The sequence below is a fragment of the Aquihabitans sp. McL0605 genome, assembly GCF_049993875.1.
In the GTDB taxonomy this organism is placed as follows: domain Bacteria; phylum Actinomycetota; class Acidimicrobiia; order Acidimicrobiales; family Iamiaceae; genus Aquihabitans.
Genome location: NZ_CP188252.1, coordinates 4,596,060 through 4,617,296 on the forward strand (window position 1 = coordinate 4,596,060; position 21,237 = coordinate 4,617,296).

The 21,237-nt window shown below is 71.7% G+C and carries 22 protein-coding genes and 1 tRNA gene; 14 read left to right on the plus strand and 9 right to left on the minus strand.

Going from position 1 to position 21,237, the window contains the following annotated elements; translation table 11 throughout:
* The first annotated feature begins 1 nt into the window (after position 1).
* From ACPPVX_RS21335 to ACPPVX_RS21365, 7 genes are all read left to right on the plus strand, one after another.
* Positions 2-649: a laccase domain-containing protein gene (locus ACPPVX_RS21335; RefSeq protein WP_426572596.1), complete on the plus strand. Its 648-nt coding sequence runs from the start codon at positions 2-4 to the stop codon at positions 647-649.
* A complete protein-coding gene (locus ACPPVX_RS21340) occupies positions 646-1,332 on the plus strand; it encodes a YggS family pyridoxal phosphate-dependent enzyme (protein WP_426572597.1) in 687 nt (228 codons plus the stop codon). The genes ACPPVX_RS21335 and ACPPVX_RS21340 overlap by 4 nt, the downstream gene beginning before the upstream one ends.
* A 10-nt stretch (positions 1,333-1,342) precedes the next feature.
* On the plus strand, positions 1,343-1,921 hold the full coding sequence (locus ACPPVX_RS21345; RefSeq protein ID WP_426572598.1) for a cell division protein SepF: 579 nt from the start codon (positions 1,343-1,345) through the stop codon (positions 1,919-1,921).
* Between the two features lie 122 nt (positions 1,922-2,043).
* A complete protein-coding gene (locus ACPPVX_RS21350; RefSeq protein ID WP_426572599.1) occupies positions 2,044-3,213 on the plus strand; it encodes a DivIVA domain-containing protein in 1,170 nt (389 codons plus the stop codon).
* A gap of 5 nt (positions 3,214-3,218) precedes the next feature.
* Complete coding sequence (locus tag ACPPVX_RS21355) at positions 3,219-3,929, plus strand: TraR/DksA C4-type zinc finger protein (protein WP_426572600.1); 711 nt, start codon at positions 3,219-3,221, stop codon at positions 3,927-3,929.
* A 13-nt stretch (positions 3,930-3,942) separates the two neighbouring features.
* The gene (lspA, locus tag ACPPVX_RS21360; protein ID WP_426572601.1) at positions 3,943-4,434 is read left to right on the plus strand and encodes a signal peptidase II; all 492 of its coding nucleotides are present in this window, start codon (positions 3,943-3,945) and stop codon (positions 4,432-4,434) included.
* On the plus strand, positions 4,431-5,360 hold the full coding sequence (locus ACPPVX_RS21365; protein WP_426572602.1) for an RluA family pseudouridine synthase: 930 nt from the start codon (positions 4,431-4,433) through the stop codon (positions 5,358-5,360). The genes lspA and ACPPVX_RS21365 overlap by 4 nt, the downstream gene beginning before the upstream one ends.
* A 28-nt stretch (positions 5,361-5,388) precedes the next feature.
* Here ACPPVX_RS21365 and ACPPVX_RS21370 read toward each other — a convergent pair whose 3' ends face one another.
* Complete coding sequence (locus ACPPVX_RS21370; RefSeq protein WP_426572603.1) at positions 5,389-5,832, minus strand: RrF2 family transcriptional regulator; 444 nt, start codon at positions 5,830-5,832, stop codon at positions 5,389-5,391.
* Positions 5,833-5,951: 119 nt separating this feature from the next.
* On the opposite strand from ACPPVX_RS21370, the gene ACPPVX_RS21375 reads away from it, so the two are divergent.
* From ACPPVX_RS21375 to dnaE, 4 genes are all read left to right on the plus strand, one after another.
* The gene (locus tag ACPPVX_RS21375) at positions 5,952-7,052 is read left to right on the plus strand and encodes an alkaline phosphatase family protein (protein ID WP_426572604.1); all 1,101 of its coding nucleotides are present in this window, start codon (positions 5,952-5,954) and stop codon (positions 7,050-7,052) included.
* Positions 7,049-7,621: a proteasome activator gene (locus tag ACPPVX_RS21380; RefSeq protein ID WP_426572605.1), complete on the plus strand. Its 573-nt coding sequence runs from the start codon at positions 7,049-7,051 to the stop codon at positions 7,619-7,621. The genes ACPPVX_RS21375 and ACPPVX_RS21380 overlap by 4 nt, the downstream gene beginning before the upstream one ends.
* Before the next feature lie 77 nt (positions 7,622-7,698).
* On the plus strand, positions 7,699-8,721 hold the full coding sequence (locus tag ACPPVX_RS21385) for an NADP-dependent oxidoreductase (RefSeq protein WP_426572606.1): 1,023 nt from the start codon (positions 7,699-7,701) through the stop codon (positions 8,719-8,721).
* A 161-nt stretch (positions 8,722-8,882) separates the two neighbouring features.
* The gene (dnaE, locus tag ACPPVX_RS21390) at positions 8,883-12,422 is read left to right on the plus strand and encodes a DNA polymerase III subunit alpha (protein WP_426572607.1); all 3,540 of its coding nucleotides are present in this window, start codon (positions 8,883-8,885) and stop codon (positions 12,420-12,422) included.
* 36 nt (positions 12,423-12,458) lie between these two features.
* Here dnaE and ACPPVX_RS21395 read toward each other — a convergent pair whose 3' ends face one another.
* Positions 12,459-13,871 carry a DUF222 domain-containing protein gene (locus ACPPVX_RS21395; protein WP_426572608.1) on the minus strand — a complete coding sequence of 471 codons (1,413 nt, stop codon included), beginning with the start codon at positions 13,869-13,871 and terminating at the stop codon, positions 12,459-12,461.
* A gap of 302 nt (positions 13,872-14,173) precedes the next feature.
* Between ACPPVX_RS21395 and ACPPVX_RS21400 the strand changes: the two genes are divergently transcribed.
* Positions 14,174-14,250: transfer RNA gene (locus ACPPVX_RS21400), tRNA-Val, on the plus strand.
* A 66-nt stretch (positions 14,251-14,316) separates the two neighbouring features.
* Positions 14,317-14,838: a GNAT family N-acetyltransferase gene (locus ACPPVX_RS21405; RefSeq protein ID WP_426572609.1), complete on the plus strand. Its 522-nt coding sequence runs from the start codon at positions 14,317-14,319 to the stop codon at positions 14,836-14,838.
* 194 nt (positions 14,839-15,032) lie between these two features.
* On the opposite strand, the gene ACPPVX_RS21410 is transcribed toward ACPPVX_RS21405, so the two are convergent.
* Both ACPPVX_RS21410 and ACPPVX_RS21415 read right to left on the minus strand, forming a co-directional pair.
* On the minus strand, positions 15,033-16,100 hold the full coding sequence (locus ACPPVX_RS21410; RefSeq protein ID WP_426572610.1) for a sensor histidine kinase: 1,068 nt from the start codon (positions 16,098-16,100) through the stop codon (positions 15,033-15,035).
* Between the two features lie 10 nt (positions 16,101-16,110).
* Positions 16,111-16,821 (minus strand): response regulator transcription factor, encoded by a 711-nt coding sequence (locus ACPPVX_RS21415; protein ID WP_426572611.1) that lies wholly within the window; start codon positions 16,819-16,821, stop codon positions 16,111-16,113.
* 87 nt (positions 16,822-16,908) lie between these two features.
* On the opposite strand from ACPPVX_RS21415, the gene ACPPVX_RS21420 reads away from it, so the two are divergent.
* Positions 16,909-17,589: a M15 family metallopeptidase gene (locus ACPPVX_RS21420; RefSeq protein WP_426572612.1), complete on the plus strand. Its 681-nt coding sequence runs from the start codon at positions 16,909-16,911 to the stop codon at positions 17,587-17,589.
* 76 nt (positions 17,590-17,665) lie between these two features.
* Here the strand turns inward: ACPPVX_RS21420 and ACPPVX_RS21425 are convergent, their stop codons facing one another.
* The 5 genes from ACPPVX_RS21425 to ACPPVX_RS21445 form a co-directional block, all read right to left on the minus strand.
* Complete coding sequence (locus ACPPVX_RS21425; protein ID WP_426572613.1) at positions 17,666-18,058, minus strand: VOC family protein; 393 nt, start codon at positions 18,056-18,058, stop codon at positions 17,666-17,668.
* Positions 18,059-18,099: 41 nt separating this feature from the next.
* Entirely contained in the window at positions 18,100-18,897 is a 798-nt protein-coding gene (locus tag ACPPVX_RS21430; RefSeq protein WP_426572614.1) for a hypothetical protein, read from the minus strand.
* Positions 18,898-19,028: 131 nt separating this feature from the next.
* Complete coding sequence (locus ACPPVX_RS21435; RefSeq protein WP_426572615.1) at positions 19,029-20,009, minus strand: NAD-dependent epimerase/dehydratase family protein; 981 nt, start codon at positions 20,007-20,009, stop codon at positions 19,029-19,031.
* 6 nt (positions 20,010-20,015) lie between these two features.
* Positions 20,016-20,438 (minus strand): nitroreductase family deazaflavin-dependent oxidoreductase, encoded by a 423-nt coding sequence (locus ACPPVX_RS21440; RefSeq protein WP_426572616.1) that lies wholly within the window; start codon positions 20,436-20,438, stop codon positions 20,016-20,018.
* A 34-nt stretch (positions 20,439-20,472) separates the two neighbouring features.
* Complete coding sequence (locus ACPPVX_RS21445; RefSeq protein WP_426572617.1) at positions 20,473-21,216, minus strand: type 1 glutamine amidotransferase; 744 nt, start codon at positions 21,214-21,216, stop codon at positions 20,473-20,475.
* Positions 21,217-21,237 lie beyond the last annotated feature (21 nt).

Sequence of the window (21,237 nt, forward strand, 5' to 3'; positions counted from 1 at the left end):
CATGCCCGGTCGCATCCACGCCCGCTTCACCGACACCGGTGACGGCGACCTGGCCATCGGGTCCGAGCCCGCCGGCCTCGCGGCGCGCCGGGCGGCCATCGCGCCCCACCTCTGGAGCTGGCTGAGCCAGGTGCACGGCCCCCGCGTGGTCACCGTCGAGCACCCGGGCCAGCACGCCGGCACCGACGCCGATGCCGCGGTCACCGCGGTGCCCGGCGCCGCGCTCGCCGTCCAGACCGCCGATTGCGCCCCCGTCCTGCTGCAGGGCGACGGCGTCGTCGGCGTGGCCCACGCCGGCTGGCGCGGCCTGCACGCCGGCGTGATCGAGGCCACGGTCGAGGCCATGGCCGCGCTGGGCGCCACCTCGGTGCGCGCCGTGCTCGGCCCGTGCATCCGGGCCCGCTGCTACGAGTTCGACGGGCCCGAGCTCGACCTCGTGGCCGAGCGCTACGGCCCGTCGGTGCGCGCCGCCACCGCCTGGGGCACGCCCGCCCTCGACGTCGCTGGTGGGGTCGCCGCCGCCTGTGCCCAGCTCGGGGTGCCGTTCACCGACCTGGGCACCTGCACCGCCTGCAGCCCGGTCCACTGGTCCTTCCGGGCCCGCGCCGACACCGCCCGCCAGGCCGTGGTGGCCTGGATCGAGCCGTGACCGCACCCGACCCGGCCGTGCTCGCGGCGCGGGTGGACCGGGTCCAGGACCGCATCGCCGCGGCCGGGGGAGACCCCCACCAGGTCCAGCTGCTCGCCGTCACCAAGGGGTTCGGCCCGGAGATCGCCCTGGCGGCGGCGGGGGCCGGCCTGATCGACCTCGGCGAGAACTACGCGCAGGAGCTGGTGGCCAAGGCGCCGGTCGTGGCGGAGCGCTTCGAGGTCCGCTGGCACGCCATCGGCCGGCTGCAGCGCAACAAGGTCCGTTCGCTCGCCCCGCTCGTCCACCTGTGGCAGACCATCGATCGGCTCGACCTCGGTCTCGAGGTCGCCAAGCGGGCGCCGGGAGCCCGGATCCTCGTCCAGGTCAACGTCTCCGACGAGCCGCAGAAGGGTGGTTGCGACCCCGGCGACGCGGCCGAGCTCGTGGCGCGCCTCACCGACGCCGGCCTGGCGGTCCAGGGCCTGATGACCGTGGGGCGGACCGGGAACCCCGCCGAGGCCCAGGCCGGCTTCCGCCTGCTCCGGGGCCTGGCCGACACGCTGAACCTCCCGGTGAGGTCGATGGGCATGTCCGGCGACCTCGAGGCGGCGGTCGCCGAGGGGGCCACGATGGTCCGCGTCGGTTCGGCCCTCTTCGGTCCACGTCCGTCCGTCCCTGGTGCACCGGCTGGTCCCCGCTAGTCTCAGGGTCATGTGGCGCAAGGCAATGGTGTACCTCGGGCTGGGCGACGACGCCGAGTACGACGAGTACGGCAGGGAGTACCCCGAGGAACCGGAGCGAGGTGCCTCCCAGACCCGCGCTCCTTCGCGCCCCCAGCCCTCGTCCCCGTCGTCGTCGTTGCCCGATGAGCCGTCGGGGATCGGGTCGGTGCGGCCCATCAACCCTCGAGCTGGGGATCCGCGTGAGGCGGCCGACATCGGCCAGACCGTCTCGCCGTCCAGCGTCGGCCAGGTCCGTCCCCGTCCGCAGGTGGTGCGTCCCATGCCCGTGGTGCCCAACGCCAAGCCGTTCGTGGTGATGCCCACGTCGTTCAACCAGGCGCAGGACGTCGCCGACAAGTACAAGGGCAGCCAGCCGGTGATCATGAACCTGCAGGGCGCCGACCGCGATCTCTCCCGGCGCCTCATCGACTTCGCCAGCGGCCTCTGCTACGGCCTCGGCGGGCAGATGGAACGGGTCGCCAACCAGGTGTACCTGCTCACGCCCACCAACGTCGAGGTCTCCACCGAGGAGCGCCGCCGCCTGCACGAGCGCGGCTACGACACCTGACCGGTGGCGGCCGTCGATGACGGACCGCCAGGTTTCGGCCGATCGCACGCAGCGGCCGATCCGTCACGTTTCGTGGTACGGAGACGCATCTCGGGTCGGGGCGCGAGGGTAGGGTGGGCGCCATGGAGTTGACCCTGAAGCGCCTGCTCGAGCACGCCGAGTTCAAGAAGTACCGAGGGAAGGGGTACGACCCCACCGAGGTCGACGACTTCCTCGATCGGGCTGCGGCCATGGCCGGCAAGGTCGAGGTCCAGCTCACGCAGGCCCTCGACCAGGCCAAGGCCGGTGGCGGTGGCGCCCCGGGGGCCCCCGATCCCGCCGTGGTCGAAGCCGAGGTGGAGCGCCGGGTGGCCGAGCGGCTCGCCTCCGCCCCGTCGGGCCCGTCCGAGGAGGACACGGCCGCCCAGGCCCAGCGCACCCTCGTCATGGCCCAGCGCACCGCCGACGCCGCGGTCCGCGAAGCTCGTGAAGACGCCGACAAGATGCTGGCCGCCGCCAAGGAGCAGTCCACCTCGATGGTGGCCGACGCCGAATCCCGGGCGGCCACGCTCAACGCCGACACCGACAAGCGCTCGGCCGACAGCAAGGCCGAGATCGAGGCCGAGGCGGTGCGAGAGCGCCGGGAGGCGCGCCAGCGCCTGGCGGGCGAGATCACCGAGCTCGAGGGCATCCGCGAGTCGCTGCGCAGCGACGTCAACGTGCTCGAGCGCCATGTCGAGGAGCAGCGCTCGCAGCTGGGGTCCACCCTGGCGGAGCTGCAGCAGATCCTCGACGACCCGTCGGGCTTCCGCATGGCTCCGGCCCCGGCGCTGGCCGACCCGCAGCTCCCCGACTTCTCCGATCTCGATGCGCCCGCCGAGGCTCCTGCCGCGGCCCCCGAGCCCGAGGCTCCGGTCGACGCTGCGGCCGAGCCCACCGATGAGCTCGCCACGGATCCCGATCCCGAGCCCGACGTGGTCGAGGCCACGCCGGAGCCCACGCCTGCGGCCGAGGCTCCGGCCCCACCGCCACCGCCACCAGCGCTGGCCTTCGACGAGATCGATCACGAGGCACCCGGCCTCGACGATCCGACCGAGTCGGGACCGCCCACCGCACCGGTGAGCGCGGTCGAGCTGGGTCTCAGCGACGAGGCGGTCGTCGATGCCGACGACGACGCCTTCTTGACCGAGCTCCGCAAGGCCATGGCCGACGACGAGCCGCTCGGTCCTCGTGACGATGCCCAGCACGAGCCGTCCGACGCCCTGTTCGACGACGACGATCGGCGCGGTTGGCGCTTCGGCCGGAAGCACTGATCGAGATGGCCAAGCGGGGAGGGCCAGTGGTGAAGGCCGCACCAGCGAAGAAGGCCGCGCCTGCGAAGAAGGCGGCGGCCAAGAAGGCGGCGCCCGCCAAGAAGGCGGCGGCCAAGAAGGCCGCGCCCGCCAAGAAGGCCGTGACCACGAAGGCGCCCGCGAAGAAGGCACCGGTCAAGAAGGCCGTGGCCAAGAAGGCAGCGCCGGCGAAGAAGGCCGCGCCCGCCAAGAAGGCCGTGGCCAAGAAGGCGGCGCCGGCCAAGAAGAAGGCACCGGCCAACAAGGCGATCGCCAAGAAGGCGGAAGCCAAGCCGTCCTCGAACCACAAGGCCCCCAAGGCACCGTTCTCCGCGTCGTGGCTCGCCTCGCAGAAGGAGGCGCTCGACCAGGAGCGCGCCATCTACCAGCGCCAGTCCGACAACCTGCGGGCCGAGGCCGCGGAGCTGGTCGCCGACTTCGTGTCCGGTGATGCCCAGTTCGACGAGGAGTCCGGCGAGGGCGACACCCTCAGCATGGAGCGCGAGCGCGACCTCACGATGTCGGCGCAGGCCCTGGCGGCGGTCGAGGAGATCGATCACGCGCTGGCCAAGTTCGCGCTCGGCACGTACGGGATCTGCGAGTCGTCGGGCCTGCCGATCCCCAAGGAGCGGCTCGAAGCCATCCCGTGGGCGCGCGAGCGCGTGGAGTACAAGGTCGGAGGGTTCGGCCGCCGCTAGGTCGACACCATCCATGTCCGAACCGACCACACCAGAGGCGCCGCACCGGCGCCTGGGGATCGTCGCTGCCGTTGCGGCCACCGTCCTCGTCCTCGATCAGCTCAGCAAGTGGTGGGCCGTCAACGCGCTCGACAACGGCCACATCGTCGACGTGATCGGCTCGCTGCGCTTCAACCTGTTCTTCAACACGGGCGTGGCCTTCAGCCTCGGCAGCGGCAACGGGCTGGGCCCGTGGATCTCGGTCCTCGCCATCGGCGTGGTGGTGGCGGTTTCGTTCGGCGCCACCAGCCGGGTCCCGCTCGGAGCGGTGGCATCGGGCCTGATCTCCGGCGGGGCGCTCGGCAACCTGCTCGACCGCGCCTTCCGGGGCGACGCCGGGTTCCTCCACGGTGCGGTCATCGACTTCATCGACCTGCAGTGGTGGCCCGTGTTCAACGTGGCCGACGCGTCCATCGTGGTCGGCGCCATCCTGCTGGTCATCGCCAGCTTCCGGATGGCGTCGTGAGCGGCGACCGGCGCGTCGTCGTCGAGGTTCCGGAGTCGTTGGCGGGGGAGCGGATCGACCGCGTGGTGGCCATGGTCACCGACGTGAGCCGCACCGAGGCGGCCCGCCTGGTGAGCGAGGGTGCGGTGACCATCGACGGGGTGGTGGCCACCCGCGGCGCCGACCGGCTCACGGGCGCGGTGGAGATCGCCGTCGACCTCGACGAGACCGCGGCGGTCGAGCTGCCGCAGGCCGATGCCTCGATCGAGGTGCCCACGGTCCACGTCGACGAGCACGTGATCGTGATCGACAAGCCCGCCGACCTCGTCATCCACCCCGGTGCCGGCCACCTGAGCGGCACCCTGGTCAACGGCCTCCTGGCCCGCTACCCGGAGATGGCGTCGGTGGGCGACCCGCTCCGCCCCGGCGTGGTGCACCGGCTCGACCGCGGCACGTCGGGCCTGCTGATGGTGGCGCGCACCCAGGTGGCGTACCAGTCGCTGGTGGAGCAGCTGGCGGCCCGCTCGGTCGACCGCCAGTACCGCACGCTCGTGTGGGGCCACCCCGAGTCGCCGCGAGGCCTGGTCGATGCGCCCATCGGCCGTTCGCCCAAGCACCCCACGAAGATGGCGGTCACCGAGCGGGGCAAGCCGGCGCGCACGCGCTACGAGGTGGAGACGCTGTTCACCGAGCCCGTCGTGGTCGCCGAGCTGGTGTGCCGCCTCGAGACCGGCCGCACCCACCAGATCCGCGTGCACCTGTCGGCCATCGGCCACTCGGTGGTCGGTGACGACCGCTACCGCGGGGCCCGCGAGTCGCTGCCGTGCCCGCGTCCGTACCTCCACGCCGAGCGCCTCGGCTTCGACCACCCCGTCAGCGGCGAACGGCTCGAGTTCGAGTCCGCCGTGCCCGACGACCTCCTCGCCATCCGCGCCCGCCTCTCCTGAGGCCGGGGTCCACTCGGGTCGGCTCGGGTCAGGTGACGGGGTCGGGCCAGGCGGCCTGGCCGCGGGCGATGGCCGCCACATCGGCGAGGGTCTGGCCCTCGAGCAGCTGGCGCATGTGCTCGCCCACGTCGGCCCACACGGCGAGCAGCACGCACTGGCCCTCGTGGTCGCAGGCGCCGTTCTGGTGGGGCATCCCGAAGTCGCCGACCTCGATGGGCCCGTCGACGGCGCTCACGATCTGGGCGAGGGTGATGAGCGACGGGTCTCGGGCGAGCACGTAGCCACCGCCGACGCCGCGCTTCGAGCGCACCAACCCGGCCCCCTTCACGGCGAGCAGGATCTGCTCGAGGTAGGGCTGGGGGAGCGCGGTGCGGTCCGCGATGTCGCGCACCGACGTGGGCGTGCCGTCGGCGTGCATCGCCAGGGACAGCAGCGCCCGGCACGCATAGTCACCGCGAGTCGACACCTTCACCGTGCGCATCCTACGGGCACGCGGCGACGTTCCCCGGGAAACGGGGCGGTGACCAGCCCCGACGCGGCACCCGGGCTGGTGGCGATAGCTTGTCCCCGGACCAGCCGGAAAGGACCGTCGTGGACAAGCCCGTGCTCCCCGACTACGGGGGAGCGTGCATCTCCAACATCGTTCCCGCGCTGCTGGATGGGTCGGTCGAGCCGCCGTCGTGGATCCCCTCCGCGGCGATCGACACGGGCCAGGTGGTCCTCCTCGTGCTCGACGGGCTGGGCTGGGACCAGCTGCAGGAGCGCAAGCACCTGGCGCCCACGCTCGCCTCGATGGTCGGCGGGCCCATCACCAGCGTCTCGCCGTCCACCACCGCCACCGCGCTCACCAGCATCGCCACCGGTCTCGCTCCGGGCGAGCACGGCGTCATGGGCTACCGGGTGGCCGTCGACCACGAGGTCCTCAACGTCTTGCGCTGGACCACGCCGGTGGGCGATGCCCGCAAGCGCATCGACCCGCACGCCTTCCAGCCCCACCCTGCGTTCTGCAGCCAGCGGCCGTGCATCGTCACCAAGGCCGAGTTCGTCAGCTCGGGGTTCAGCGGCGCCCACCTGGCCGAGGTCCGCTTCCACGGCTACCGGGTCCCCTCGGCGATGCTCGTCGAGCTGCGCCGATCCCTGAAGGCCGGCGAGCCGTTCATCTACGCCTACTACGACGGCATCGACAAGGTGTCCCACGAGTACGGCCTGGGCGAGTTCTACGACGCCGAGCTGCAGGCGGTCGATCGCCTCGTGGCCGAGGTGCTGTCGATGCTGCCCCGAGACGCGGCGCTCGTGATCACCGCCGACCACGGCCAGGTGCACGTGGGGAACAACATCGTCGACCCGCACAGCGACGTCATGGCCCACGTGTCGTTCCAGTCGGGGGAGGGCCGGTTCCGCTGGCTGCACGCCCGGCCGGGCCGGACCGATGCGCTCCTCGAGGCGGCGCAGGCCCACCACACCGACACCGCGTGGGTGGTCTCGCGGGACCAGACGGTCGACGAGGGCTGGTGGGGTGAGCGCGTCACCGACGTCGCCCGCCAGCGGTTGGGGGACGTGGCGCTGGTCGCCCACGCCCCGGTGTCGTTCGGCGATGTCGCCGACTCGGGCCCGTTCGAGCTCATCGGCCGCCACGGCTCGCTCACGGCCGCCGAGATGTTCGTTCCCCTGCTCGTAGGAGAAGCCCGATGACCGATTCCCCGTTCACCGCCGCCGAGGAGGCCGAGGCCTCCGGCGAGCCGGCCGAGGTGGCCCACGGCGAACTGGTGGCCCACACCTCGGATCCGGTGGAGCCCACCGAGATCGAGGAGCGCCGCGAGGCCGTCGAGGAGCCGGCCAAGGTCATGCGGATCGGGTCGATGATCAAGCAGCTGCTCGACGAGGTGCACCAGGCCGAGCTCGACGGTCCCGCCCGAGACCGCCTGAAGGCCATCTACGACAGCTCGATCCAGGAGGTCGGCGCCGCCCTGTCCCCGGACCTCCGCGCCGAGCTCGAGCGGGTGGCCATCCCCTTCGGCGACGAGCGCGAGCCGAGCGATGCCGAGCTGCGCATCGCCCAGGCCCAGCTCGTGGGCTGGCTCGAGGGGCTGTTCCACGGCATCCAGGCCACGTTGTTCGCCCAGCAGATGGCGGCGCGCAACCAGCTCGAGCAGATCCGCGGCCAGCTGCCCCCCGGTGCCATGCCGGGGGCGCCCGGCGCCGGTGGCCCCGGCGGCCCGGAGCCCGACGGCAGCGACGTCCGCCCCGGGACCTACCTGTAGCGGTCCCGCCCAGCCGTCCGCTCCCTCCATCCCGCCATCCCGGCGGGGTGGCCGAGGGCTGGCTAGGTTCTCCCGCCGTGACCGATCTGACGAACCGTCAGGTGGTGCTGCGCAAGCGGCCCACCGGCCTGGTGGAGCCCACCGACACCGAACTGATCGAGGTGCCGGCGCCCGAGCTGGCCGACGGTGAGGCGCTCGTGCGCAACACGTATTTGGGCATCGACGCCGCCGTGCGCACGTGGCTCGACGACCAGCCCGGCTACCTGCCACCCGTGCAGCTGGGCGACCCGATCCGGGCCGCGGGCGTGGCCGAGGTGATCGCCACCCGCTGCGACGCGTACGCGGTGGGCGACGTGGTCACCACGCTCTCGGACTTCCAGGAGTACACGGTGGTCCGCGACGACCTGTTCACCACCGTGATCCCCGGGGTGGTCGACCAGCTGGCCATGCTCTCGGTCTACGGCTCCACCGGCGCCACGGCGTACTTCGGCATGACCGACATCGGCAAGCCCCAGCCGGGGGAGACCGTGGTGGTCTCGGCCGCCGCCGGCGCCACCGGCTCGCTGGCCGGGCAGATCGCCAAGATCGCCGGCGCCCGCGTGGTGGGCATCGCCGGAGGGCCGGAGAAGTGCCGCGTGGTCGTCGAGGAGTTCGGGTTCGATGCCTGCGTCGACTACCGCGCCGACGACCTCCCCGGTCAGCTCAAGGAGGCGTGCCCCAAGCGCGTCGACGTGTTCTTCGACAACGTGGGCGGGCCGATCCTCGATGCGGTGCTCGGCCGGCTGGCCCAGGGCGGGCGCGTGGCCCTGTGCGGCGTGATCTCCAGCTACCTGACCGGGGAGCACCCCGGACCGGCGAACTACACCAACCTCCTGGCGCGGTGCGGCACCATGCAGGGCTTCAACACGCTCAACAACTGGGGTCGCTTCGACGAGGCGTTCGAGCACCTCAAGGCGTGGGAGGCCGCCGGCCAGCTGGTGCACCGCGAGCAGGTCCACGACGGGCTCGAGCACGCGGTCGACGCCCTCAACGGCCTGTTCACCGGCGCCAACATCGGCAAGACCGTGGTGAAGGTGGCCGACCCGACGCCCGCGGCCTGAACGGCGCGACCGTCTGACCTGGGCGCGCGCTGAGCCCGGTGCGACCGCCGCGGGCCAGTGGTACGGTCAGAAATCACAGCCGTGTCATTCTCCACAGTCTGGGGACAACCCTTGTGGAGCAAGCTGTGGACGACCGCTGGTAGCCGGAAGAAGGAAGTCTCGTGGGCGATTCTTTCACCCACCTCCACGTGCACACCGAGTACTCGATGCTCGATGGCGCGGCCCGCGTGGACGAGGTCGTGGCGGCAGCCGCGGCCGATGGCCAGCCGGCCATCGGGATCACCGACCACGGCAACATGTACGGGATCTTGCCGTTCTACAAGGCGTGCAAGAACAACGGCATCAAGCCCATCTTGGGGTTCGAGGCGTACCAGGCCGACGACTCGCGCCGTGAGCGCCCGAGCCGGCGCGGCCGCCTCGACGACTCCGGCGGCGATGCCGGGGGCGGCAAGAAGCTCTACTACCACCTCACCCTGCTGGCCGAGAACGAGGCGGGCTACAAGAACCTGATCCAGCTCTCGAGCCGGGCGTTCATGGAGGGCTACTACTACAAGCCCCGGCTCGACTGGGAGCTGCTCGACGAGCACTCCGAGGGCGTCATCGCCACCACCGGCTGCCTCGGCGGCCACGTGCTCCAGCACCTCATGCGGGGCGACGAGGAGGCGGCGCTCAAGGCCGCCGGCCGGCTCCAGGACATCTTCGGGCGCAACAACCTGTTCGTGGAGATCCAGGACCACGGGATCCCCGAGCAGCACCGCACCAACCCGCAGCTGTTCGAGATCGCCAAGCGCATCGGTGCGCCTCTTCTGGCCACCAACGACAGCCACTACACCCACCGCCACGACGCCGTCGCCCACGACGCCCTCCTGTGCGTGCAGACCGGGTCGCAGATGAGCGACCCCGACCGCTTCAAGTTCCACGGCGACGACCACTACCTGAAGACCTCCCAGGAGATGCGCCAGCTGTTCTCCGAGGTCGAGGTGGCGTGTGACAACTCGCTGTGGATCGCCGAGCGGTGCAACGTGGAGATCGAGTTCGGCAAGCCCCTGCTGCCCAACTTCCCGCTGCCCGAGGGCTTCGAGAACGACGCCGAGTACCTGCGCCACCTCACCATGGAGGGGGCCAAGAAGCGGTGGGGCGACGTCCTCCCCGACAGCGTGGTCGAGCGCCTCGCCTACGAGCTCACCACCATTGAGAACATGGGCTTCAGCTCGTACTTCTTGATCACCTGGGACCTCATCAAGCACGCCCGCGACACCAACATCCGCGTCGGTCCCGGCCGTGGATCGGCCGCCGGGTGCGCCGTGGCCTACTGCCTCTGGATCACCGACCTCGACCCCATCAAGTACGACCTGCTGTTCGAGCGGTTCCTCAACCCGTCCCGCATCTCCATGCCCGACATCGACATGGACTTCGACTCCCGCTACCGGGACGAGATGATCCGCTACGCGGCCGAGCGGTACGGGCGCGACCGCGTCGCCCAGATCGTGACGTTCTCCACCATCAAGGCCCGGGCCGCCGTGCGAGACGCCGCTCGGGTGCTGGGGTACCCGTACATCGTCGGCGACAAGGTGGCCAAGGCCATGCCGCCGCTGATCATGGGCCGCGACACGCCCCTGTACGCCTGCCTCGAACCGCACGACAAGTACACCGACGGCTACAAGATGGCCGGCGACCTGCGGACCATGTACGAGACCGACGACGACCTCAAGAAGGTCATCGACGTGGCCAAGGGCCTCGAGGGCCTGCGCCGCCAGGACGGCATCCATGCCGCTGCGGTGGTGATCACCAAGGACCCGCTCACCGACTACCTCCCCATCCAGCGCAAGCCCACCGCCGGCCAGGACATCTCCGAGGCACCGGTCGTCACCCAGTACGAGATGGGCGGCGTCGAGGAGCTCGGCCTGCTCAAGATGGACTTCCTCGGGCTGCGCAACCTCGACGTCATCTCCGACGCCGTGGCCCTGATCGAGGACTTCCGCGGCGGGCTGAAGCTCGACATCGACAACGTGCCGCTCGACGATGCCGAGACGCTCGAGATGCTGTGCCGGGGAGACTCCATCGGCGTGTTCCAGCTGGAGGGTGGCGCCATGCGCGCCCTCATGCGCTCGCTCGCGCCCGACAGCTTCGACGACGTGGCCGCCCTCATCGCCCTGTACCGACCGGGCCCGATGTCGGTGAACATGCACAACGACTACGCCGACCGCAAGAACGGGCGGAAGCCGGTCGACTACTTCCACCCCGACGCCGAGGAGCTCCTGGCCGACACCTACGGCCTGATGATCTACCAGGAGTCGGTCATGCGGGTGAGCCAGAAGTTCGCCGGCTTCTCGCTCGCCGAGGCCGACAACCTCCGCAAGGCCACGGGCAAGAAGAAGCCCGAGCTCATGGCCAAGGAGCGGGACAAGTTCGTCAACGGCTGCGAGAACACCGGCTACGGCGCCGCGCTCGGCACCCACCTGTTCGACATCATCGAGGGCTTCGCCAACTACGCCTTCAACAAGAGCCACAGCTTCGGGTACGGCCTGGTCACCTTCCAGACCGCCTACCTCAAGGCCCACTTCCCGGTGGAGTACCTGGCCGCCCTGCTCACCAGCGTGAAGAGCAGCCTGGAGAAGGCGGCGGTCTACCTCAACGAGTGCCGCACCATGAAGATCCCGGTGCTGGTGCCCGACGTGAACCGGTCGAAGTCCGACTTCGTGCCGGCCCGCCTCGAAGACGGCTCCGAGGTCATCCCATTCGGCATGTCGGCCGTGCGCAACGTGGGCGAGGGCCTGGTGGCCAAGATCGTCGAGGAGCGCGACCAGAACGGGCCGTTCGTCGACTTCTACGAGTTCTGCGAGCGGGTCGACATGACCGTGCTCAACAAGAAGCTGCTGGAGTCGCTGATCAAGGCCGGCGGGTTCGACTCGGTGGGCCACCCCCGGCGGGGCCTGCTGGCGGTGTTCGAGCAGATCGTCGACCAGACCATCGCCCGGCGCAAGGAGCGCGACCAGGGCGTGATGTCCCTCTTCGAGATCGAGGAGCCCGGGCCCTCGGGCGGGGGAGCGTTCAACGAGAAGGTCGCCATCCCGAACCTGCACTTCGAGAAGAAGGAGCAGCTGAAGTTCGAGAAGGAGATGCTCGGCCTCTACGTCTCGGATCACCCCCTGATGGGGGCCGAGGCGGCGCTGCGCCGCAAGACCGACCTCACGATCGACGAGCTGGGCGAGCTCGACGACGGGGCCATGCGCGCCATCGGTGGCGTCATCACCAACCTCCAGCGCAAGTGGACCAAGAAGGGCGACCTGATGGCGGTCTTCATCTTGGAGGACCTGCAGAGCTCCATCGAGGTGATGGTCTTCCCCAAGACCATGTCCGACATCGGCCACAAGCTCGCCGACGATGCCGTGATCGTCCTGAAGGGCCGCGTCGACAAGCGCGACGACGAGGCCAAGTTCATCGCCATGGACGTCGAGATCTTCGAGGGCATCACCGACGGTGCCCCGCCGCTGCGGCTGAAGGTGTCGGCGGCCCGGCTCGACGAGCAGACCGTCGGGGACCTCAAGGTGCTGCTGGAGCGGTTCCCGGGGGAGTCGCAGGTGTTCCTGCACCTGGGCGACGACAAGGTGCTGCGCCTGCCCGACCAGTTCTGCGTCGACGCCAGCGGCGGCATCGTCGCCGAGATCCTGGTCCTGCTCGGCCAGGGCGCCATCGCCTGACCCGAGGCGCGCCGGAGCACCCAGCCTGCGGCGGGCTCAGAGGATCTCGGTGCCGTCGGGTCTGAGGACGTGGATGCGGCCGCGCTCGTCCCGGTAGACGGTGAACCCCTGTTCCTTGTACCGGTTGTGGCGTCCGCACGTGGGTCCCCCGTTCTGGGGGCACGTACAGCCCTCGCCGGGCCCGTTGAAGCCGGTCAGGTGGTCGGCTTGGCACTGGCTGGTGGGCACCAGGCAGCCGACCCAGCTGCACCGGTGGCCCGAGAGCATCACGGCGGCCCGCTGCGGCCCCTTGAACAGGCGCTGGAGCCGCCCTTGGTCGAGCACGACGCCGTCGGCGCCCAGGATCACCCGCCGGACGTGCCCGGTGAGCACCGCGGCGAGCGCCTCGCTCGGGTGGATCGGCACCCCGTCCTCGGTGTGGCACCGGAACGAGCGGTGCCGCCCGTTGGGTGCCGAGCTGCCGTGGGTCTCGTCGGCAGGGACGGACCCTTCACCGAGGGCGAGGTCGTCGTCGAGGTCGTCGACGGCGTCTTCGAGGAGGGTCTCGGCCCGCGGGTCGGGGCCGGGGTCGTCGCCGCAGGCGTGGTGGACCTCTCGGTCGAGGGACTCCTCGTCGATCACGATGTTGGCGATCACGAGCGACCCGCCGGGCTCGGCGGCCTGGGCCTCGTTGGCCGCCCGCCAGGCGGCGGTGGCGGCGTCGGCGCTGCGCTGGGCGTCGGTGCGGCGAAGGTCGGCCACGGTGGCCGCGTCGCCCAGGCGCTCTCGGGCCTCGGCCCAGTCGGCGTCGAACTCGCGCTGACGGAACCGGTCGTGGATCGCCTTGATCTGCACGCCCGCCAGCCCGGGGATGAAGGCATCGATGGTGTGGCCCTCGGTGTCGGCGTAGATGCGGTGCTTGCGGTCGGCCTGGGCGCGCTCGGCCTTCTGGCGGGCACCGTCTTGGTCTTCGAGGCGCTCCCAGTCGGTGAGCTTGGCGTCGAACTCGACGTAGGGGAGCCGGTGGGCGAGCACGGCCACGTTGGCGTCCTGGTCGATGAACGCGGCTCGCACCCGGGGGTTGCTCAGCGTCCGGCCGGCTCGCTCCACCTGGCAGGGACCGATGGCCCCATCGGCGAACGCGGCGGCCACCAGGGGCATCGACCGCAGCACCGCGGCCATGGCACCACGCCGGCCGGCCTCGGCCGGGGAGAGGTTGGCGGCGTGGCGGACCATGACCTGGGGCGACGCATGGCCATCGATGCGGTGGGTGCCCGTGCGGCGGAAGGTGTTGAGTGCCTCGACCTGGAGCGACCGGACCCGACGCTGCACCGCCTCCAGCGCCCGCACGTAGGCGTACGCCTCGTGGGCGTCGGCGGGCTCGAACCCGTGCCGGCCGAGCTGCCCCACGGCGACGTCGGCACCGGTGAGCGCGGCGGCGAGCTCGGGGTCGGTGACGACGGAGGACATGACCCAACCGTACGCAGGGGGTCTGACAGCGGAGCAGCGTTTCCGCTCATGTCCGTATCTTTGAACCGGACATCTGTGGTCTTCTGATGCGCCCCGATGGATGTCGCTCCTGCTGCCCGAAGCCGCAACGCCCTGAACGGCCCGACGGCCACGTCATGGGCACCGAGGATCGCCAGATCGTCCTCAGCATCGTGCTGCTCGTCCCGGCCATCGCGGGGGTGGTCCTGGGCCTGGCCCGCTGCTGAGGGGAGCGGTTCTGGGTTCGCGATCAGCGGCCGGGCCTGCTACCTTCGTCCGTCCCGGGGCCATTAGCTCAGTTGGCTAGAGCGCCTGCATGACGCGCAGGAGGTCGGGGGTTCGATTCCCTCATGGCCCACCACAGCCCCGGCCCTGACCTGCAGCTCGCTGCAGGTCGGTTGCGTTTTGGGATCTACGGTGGCGGATCGTGCCTGCGCCGATGTTCCGCCCCGCCGTCCCCGGCGATGTCGATGCCCTCGTCGGGCTCGTGACCGCCGCGTACCGGGGCCAGGCCAGCACCGCAGGCTGGACCACCGAGGCCCACCTCCTGGAGGGGCAGCGTACCGACGCCACCATGGCGGCGGGTGCGATCAGCGATCCGGCCGGCGAGGTCGTGCTGGCCGAGATCGAGGGCGCCCTGGTCGGCTGCATCCACGTGCAGCACCACGCCGGTGCCGCCCACTTCGGCCTGTTCGCCGTCGATCCGACGCGCCAGGCCGGCGGCACCGGATCGGCCCTGCTGGCCCAGGCCGAGGAGCGGGCCCGGGGCTGGGGGTGCACCACGATGGACCTCGAGGTGGTGGCCCAGCGGACCGAGCTGATCGCCTGGTACGAGCGACGCGGGTACCTCCGCACCGGCGCCACCAAGCCGTTCCCCTACGGCGACGAGCGCTTCGGCATCCCGCAGCGCGACGACCTCCACTTCGTCGTCCTCCGCCGAGACCTCTGACCCCGGCTGCGCCCCCTGGTCAGGGCGCGCCCTCGGGTTGCGCCGGCGGACGGGCGCGACCCGTCGTGAGGGCGATCAGCGCCGTCCCGGCCCGCAGGGGTTCGCGTCGGAGGGCATCTGATCGATGGTCCCCGAACGGGCGTATCGCCGGCGTATCGATCTTCAGGCGGTCGGCGGCATCGGAAGCTCGCTGGTCAGGGCAGGTGGACGGTCACCGTCAGGCCGCCTTCGGGGCGGGGCTCCAGGATGACGGTGCCGCCGTGGGCCTCGGTGATGCTGTCGACGATGGCGAGGCCGAGGCCGACGCCCTCGTGGTCGGTCCGGGTGCGCTCGCTGCCGCGCTGGAACGGCTCCAGCAGCGTGGCCGCGACCTCGGGGCGGAGCGGCGCTCCGGTGTTGGCGACCGTCATCCGAGCGGCACCGCCCTCGACGGAGGTGGTGACCCAGACGGTGCCTCCGGCGGGCAGGTTGTGGACGATGGCGTTGTGCACGAGGTTGGTGGTCAGCTGCAGCAGGAGGGCAGGCGAGCCGACCGTGGGGGCAGCGTCGCCCGAGGTCTCGATCGTGACCCCGTGCTGCTCGGCGAGCGGGAGCAGGGTCTCGATCGTCTCCTCCACGATGAGGGACAGGTCGACGGGCTCGTGGACGAACGTCCGCCGGTCGGCCCGGCTGAGCACGAGCAGGGCCTCGGTCAGGTCGATCGCCCGCGTGTTGACGGTCTGGAGCCGGTCGATGAGCTGGTGGGTGTCGGCCCCTGGGTCCTTGCGGGCGACCTCGAGGAGCGTCTGGGTGATGGCCAGCGGGGTGCGGAGCTCGTGCGAGGCGTTGGCGGCGAACCGCTGCTGCTCGGCGACGTGGGCCTCGAGGCGGGCGAGCATGGCATCGAACGCATCGGCCAGCTCGCGGAACTCGTCGTCTCGACCCTCGAGGTCGATCCGGTGGGACAGCGAGCCGGCTGCCGCCCGCCGGGTGGCCTCGGTGATGCGGCCGAGGGGTGCCAGCATCTGGCCCGCGAGGATCCAGCCGCCGACGAGCCCGACGACCAGCAGCACGGCCATGACGACGGCGGCCCGGGGCGCGAACACCCGCAGGAGGCTGGACCGGATGGGGAAGACGCCGCCGGTGTTGAGGTCGTCGGAGACGAGCATCGCCCGGTCGGGCACGTAGCGCAGCAGGTAGAGCCACACCGCGGCGAGCAGCGCGGCGCCGGCGAGCAGGAGGAAGCCCGTGTAGCTGAGCGTGAGCTTGAGGCGGACGCTCATGCCGGGCGGCCTAGCCACGGTGGCCTCCCTGCCCGTCCCCGGCGGTGTCATCGGGGTCTGCGCCCACATCGATGCGGTACCCGACGCCGGCCACGGTGGCGATGATCGGGGGCGCGCCGAGCCGCTTGCGCAGCGACGAGATGGTGATGCGCACGGCGTTCGTGAACGGGTCGGCGTGCTCGTCCCACGCCCGCTCCAGCAGCTCCTCGGCGCTGACGACGCCGCCCTCGGCGGCCACCAGGACCTCGAGCACGGCGAACTGCTTCCGGGTCAGCGCCACGTAGGCACCGTCGCGGAAGACCTCGCGGCGGAACGGATCGAGCCGCAGCCCGGCGAGCTCCCGCACCGGCGGGCGGCTGTGGGCGCGGCGGCGGTCGAGGGCGCGCACGCGCAGCACCAGCTCCTGCAGCGCGAACGGCTTCGTCAGGTAGTCGTCGGCGCCCAGCTCGAACCCGGTGGTCTTGTCGTCGAGCCGGTCCGCCGCGGTGAGCATCAGGATCGGCGTCCCGCGGCCCGAGGCGACGATGTGCCTCGCGACCTCGTCGCCCGACGGGCCAGGGATGTCGCGGTCGAGGATGGCGATGTCGTAGGTGTTGACGCGGAGGAGCTCGAGGGCGGCGTCGCCGTCACCGGCGATGTCCGCCGCGATGGCTTCCAGGCGCAGGCCGTCGCGCACGGCGTCGGCCAGGAGGGGTTCGTCCTCGACGATCAGGACACGCATTCGGTCGATCGTCGCAGCCGGCGCGTATCGCTGGCGTATCGGGAACCGCGTACGGCCGGGCAACGCGCGGTCGGGTCTGGTGGGTGCATGGCACCCAGGAAACCAGCCCAGACCCGAGCGCGCCGGCTGCGAGCGGCCGTCGCCACCGTGATCGTCGCGGTCGCCGTGGTGGTGATCGGCGCGGTCGGGTGCCGGCCGCCGGCCTCGTCATCGCCGTCCAGGAGCAGCGCGCCCCGGCCGGTCGCGCTGCAGGTGGCGACGCCGTCGCCGCTCGCGCCGGCTGCGTCCGGCCCCATCACGGCGGGCCGGGCGGCGGTCGGAGTGGCCGACGGCGTCGTCCCCGATGGCGTCACGGTGTTCCGCGACGACGTCCCGGCCGTGGCCCGGCTCGATCCGAAGCTGCTGACGGCTCTGCGCCGAGCGGCGGAGGACGCCGCGGGTGCCGGCATCGAGTTCGAGGTCAACAGCGGTTGGCGCTCGACGGCGTACCAGGAGCAGCTGCGGCGCGACGCCGTGGCGAAGTACGGCTCGGAGGAGGAGGCATCCCGGTGGGTCGCCCCGCCGGACCGGTCGGCGCACGTGTCGGGCGATGCCATCGACCTCGGATCGAAGGCGGCGGCGTGGCTGTCCGATCACGGCGCCCGCTACGGCCTGTGCCGGATCTACGACAACGAGCGCTGGCACTACGAGCTGCGGCCAGCGGCGGTCGACCACGGCTGCCCGACCCGCTATGCCGACGCCGCCCACGATCCCCGGCTCCAGCCGTGACCGCGGCGACCGGTCCCCGCGGCCTCGACGAAGACGCAGAGATGGTCGGGCGAGCGGGGCTGACCGGGCGGGCGGATCAGTAGTGGCGGAGCTCGACGGTGTTGCCGTCGGGGTCCTTGATGTAGAGCGAGGTGCCGTCGCCCTGGGCGCCGTAGCGCTGGTCGGGGCCGTCGACCACCTCGAAGCGCCCGCTGGCCGCCAGCGCCGTCAGGTCGGTGGGCTCGATGACCAGGCAGAAGTGGTCGACGTTGGTGCCCTGGGGCGGCGTCTCCAGCAGGTCGATGATCGTGTGCTCGTCGACCCGCACCGAGGCGAAGAACACCTCGCCGCGGCGCCACTCGTCGACGCGCACCGGGGCCAGGCCCAGCTCGCCCAGGTAGAAGGCGAGGGATCGCTCGGTGTCGGCCACGTCGAGCACGAGGTGATCGATGCCGGTGACCGTGACGGCGGGTGAGGTCTCGTCAGCCATGGTCCGGTTCTACCCGATCCATCCACGGTCGGCTCGCGTGATCACTGCTGGAGGGTGATGCCGTCGGCCTGCATCGTGATGGCGCCGCAGGTGATCTGGTCGAGCAGCTCGATCTGGGCGTCGTCGCCGGGGGAGGTGTAGGTGCCCGTGGTCTTGGCGCCGTTGCGGGCGGACGTCCCATCGAGCTCGATGACCGTCTGCGACCACGGCACGGTGGAGCCGGTGGTGGCCTGTCGGTTCAGGCCGACCAGGCGGCGCCCGTCGGCGGTGGCCGCGCAGCCGATGCCCGAGCCCGTACCGATGCGGTCGCCCAGGTCGAAGGCGTAGGTCTGGCCCTGGGGGTTGCGGACGGGGGCGATCGTGCAGTCGACCCACGCGTAGAGGGTGGCGCCGCGGCCGTCGCTGAGGATGATCTCGGCCGGCGGCTGCTCGTCGGCGTCGACGACCAGCATCGACCGCTCGACCGGGCTGGCCGATTCGAACGGCATGCTGTCGCCGCCGCCCGCCGCCGTCTCGATCCCCACGGTGACCGTGCCGTCGGTGCTCGACGCCACCCACCCGGTGTCGGGCTTCCCGTCGCCGTCCACGTCGATGATCGGCTTGGTGACGGCCCCGGCCGGTGGGGTGCCATCGCCGCTGCTGCACGGCTTCGGGGCTGCCGTGGTGGTGGGGGCGGCGGTGGTCGACGTGCTGGTGGTCGACGTGGTGGCGGCCGCCGTGCTGGTGGTGGCCCGGGTGGTGGTGGGCGAGGCACCGCTGCCGCTGCCCGAGCAGGCGGCGACGAGCAGGGCGGCGCCGATGCCCAGCACGGCGGCGGCGAGATGGGTGCGACGGTTCACGGTGACCTCCATGGGGCAGGCGCCGTCCGGTTCCGGCCCGGCGCCCTCGCCGACCAGCACAGCGCACGGGGACCGGCCGGGCGCGCATGGTGGGGTCGAGGCGCCTCGACCCCCGCCATCCCTGGGGAGGGTTAGGCCTGGAGCAGGGGCCGGAGCTGCGCGATGGTGGTGGCGAGGGCGTCGGGGAACGGGGTGACCTTCCAGCCGAGCTCGGTCTGCGCCTTGGTGGCGTCGGGCCGGACGTCGCCCGTGAGGAAGCTCAGCTCGCCGGTGGTGAGCAGCGGGGCCTTGTGGGTGACCTTGGCGATGGCCTCGCCGGTGACGGCGATCGCCTGGGCGGCGGCCACCGGCAGGGTGCGCGGGACCTTGGCCGATGGCTCGATGGCCGCCACCGCCCGGGCGAGCTCCTCGAGCGTGACGTAGTGGTCCGAGCCGATGTAGCGGGAACCGACGGGCGCCTGCTCGGCCAGCACGTGGAGGTCGGCCACGTCGGGCCCGTAGACGACCGGCAGCCCACCGGGGAGCGACACGGGGATCTGGTTGAGCAGCAGGCGCCGGATCAGGTGGTTGGCGCCGGGCGTGATGACCGGGGCTGGGCCGAACACGCCGGCGGGGGCCACGAACCGGGCCGGCAGCCCCTGGTCGATCAGCGCGGTGACGATCCGGTCCGCCTGCTGCTTCGACCGCTCGTAGTGGGTGTGCTTGTCGGCGGTGGCGAGGGCCGACTCGTCGAACGTGGCGCCCGGCGCGGTGGGCCACTCGAACACGTCGATGGTGGACGTGAACACGAACGAGCCGACGCCCTCGGCGAGCGCCGCCTCGGCCACGGTGCGGGTGCCGCCGGCGTTGACGCGGTCGAACTCGCCCAGGTCTCGGCGCCACTGCTCGGGGAGCCCGGCCACGTGGAAGACGGTCTCGCAGCCCTTGGTGGCGGCGGCGACCGACGGAGGGTCGACCACGTCGCCGGCCACGAGCTCGATCTGATCGGGGAGCAGCCTGCGGGCCCGCTCGACGTCTCGCACGAGCGCCCGGACGGGGCGCCCATCGGCGACCAGCCGGGTGGCGAGGGCCGAGCCGACGGTCCCCGTGGCCCCCGTGATCAGGACGGTCACCGTGGCTCAGGCGCGCTCGAGGAGGACGACCGGGATCTGGCGGTCGGTCTTCTGCTCGTACTCGGCGAACCCGGGCATGACCTGCTTCTGCTCGGTCCAGATCGGCTCGCGCTCCTCGTCGCCGAGGACGCGGGCGACCACGTCGATGGTGTCGGCGCCGACCTCGATGCTGGCCTTCGGGTTGGCGACGAGGTTGTGGAACCAGTCGGGGTTGTTGGGCGCGCCGGCCTTCGATGCGAACACCGCCCAGCTGTCACCCACCTTCCGGTAGACGATCGGGGCCAGGCGGACCTTGCCGGACTTGGCGCCCGTGGAGTGCAGGATCAGCAGCGGTGCTCCCTCGAACGGAGGACCGGGGTTGCCGCCGCTCTCGCGGAACTGCTCGATGACCCCGCGGTTGAACTCGTTGACGTCGGACAGGTCGCTCATGGGCTCTCCTCGGTGACGGATCTGCTGCGCCAGCCTACGGACGGGCTCGGGCGACCGCAGCCGCCTGGCGCAGGAACGCGGCCATCCAGCCGCCGACGAGATCACGGTCGAGCGGCTGATCGAGCGAGGCCAGCGCGGCATCGGACGCCTCGGCTCCGATGCGGTCCCGGCGGCGCTCCACCAGACCGCGGGACACCGCGGCGGTGAACTCGGGGTGGGGCTGGATGGCGAAGGCCGTGGGGCCGAGCGTGAACGCCGCGATCGGGCAGTGGTCGGTGCGGGCCAGCAGGACGGCGCCATCGGGCAGCGCGGTGACCTGATCCTGGTGGCTGGCGATCACCCGCACCGGCGCCGACGGCGGTGGCACCATCCACGGCTCGGGCTCGCCGAGGAACTCGTAGGCGTGCACGCCTGCCCCCCAGCCGTCGGCTGCCTTGGCCACGGTGGAGCCCATGGCCTGGGCGAGCAGCTGGTGGCCGAAGCACACCGCCACCATCGGGATCTCGTCGGTGATCATCTGGCGCAGCAGGTCTTCGGTGCGGTGGATCCACGGCAGATCGTCGTAGGCCGAGTTGGCCGAGCCCGAGATGACCCAGCCGTCGAACGCCTCGAGGTCGGTGGGGAACTGGTCGTGGTCCACATCGAACGTCGTGAGCTCGATGCCGTGCGGCGCCAGCAGCTCGGCGAACAGCTCCGGATAGTCGCCCAGGTCGGCGGCAACTTCGGGGTGGACGTGGCCGCACTGGAGCAGGCCGATGCGCAACGGGGTCTCGGGCACGACGGGCACGATACCGGCGGA

Bases quoted from the DNA above. Each gene is read 5' to 3' on its own strand.
- ACPPVX_RS21345 (WP_426572598.1), top strand. From the start codon at position 1,343: ATGTGGCGCAAGGCAATGGTGTACCTCGGGCTGGGCGACGACGCCGAG.
- ACPPVX_RS21355 (WP_426572600.1), top strand. From the start codon at position 3,219: ATGGCCAAGCGGGGAGGGCCAGTGGTGAAGGCCGCACCAGCGAAGAAG.
- ACPPVX_RS21415 (WP_426572611.1), bottom strand. From the start codon at position 16,821: ATGCGTGTCCTGATCGTCGAGGACGAACCCCTCCTGGCCGACGCCGTG.
- lspA (WP_426572601.1), top strand. From the start codon at position 3,943: ATGTCCGAACCGACCACACCAGAGGCGCCGCACCGGCGCCTGGGGATC.
- ACPPVX_RS21440 (WP_426572616.1), bottom strand. From the start codon at position 20,438: ATGAGCGACCTGTCCGACGTCAACGAGTTCAACCGCGGGGTCATCGAG.
- ACPPVX_RS21380 (WP_426572605.1), top strand. From the start codon at position 7,049: ATGACCGATTCCCCGTTCACCGCCGCCGAGGAGGCCGAGGCCTCCGGC.
- ACPPVX_RS21350 (WP_426572599.1), top strand. From the start codon at position 2,044: ATGGAGTTGACCCTGAAGCGCCTGCTCGAGCACGCCGAGTTCAAGAAG.
- ACPPVX_RS21425 (WP_426572613.1), bottom strand. From the start codon at position 18,058: ATGGCTGACGAGACCTCACCCGCCGTCACGGTCACCGGCATCGATCAC.
- ACPPVX_RS21395 (WP_426572608.1), bottom strand. From the start codon at position 13,871: ATGTCCTCCGTCGTCACCGACCCCGAGCTCGCCGCCGCGCTCACCGGT.
- ACPPVX_RS21335 (WP_426572596.1), top strand. From the start codon at position 2: ATGCCCGGTCGCATCCACGCCCGCTTCACCGACACCGGTGACGGCGAC.
- ACPPVX_RS21420 (WP_426572612.1), top strand. From the start codon at position 16,909: ATGGCACCCAGGAAACCAGCCCAGACCCGAGCGCGCCGGCTGCGAGCG.
- ACPPVX_RS21410 (WP_426572610.1), bottom strand. From the start codon at position 16,100: ATGAGCGTCCGCCTCAAGCTCACGCTCAGCTACACGGGCTTCCTCCTG.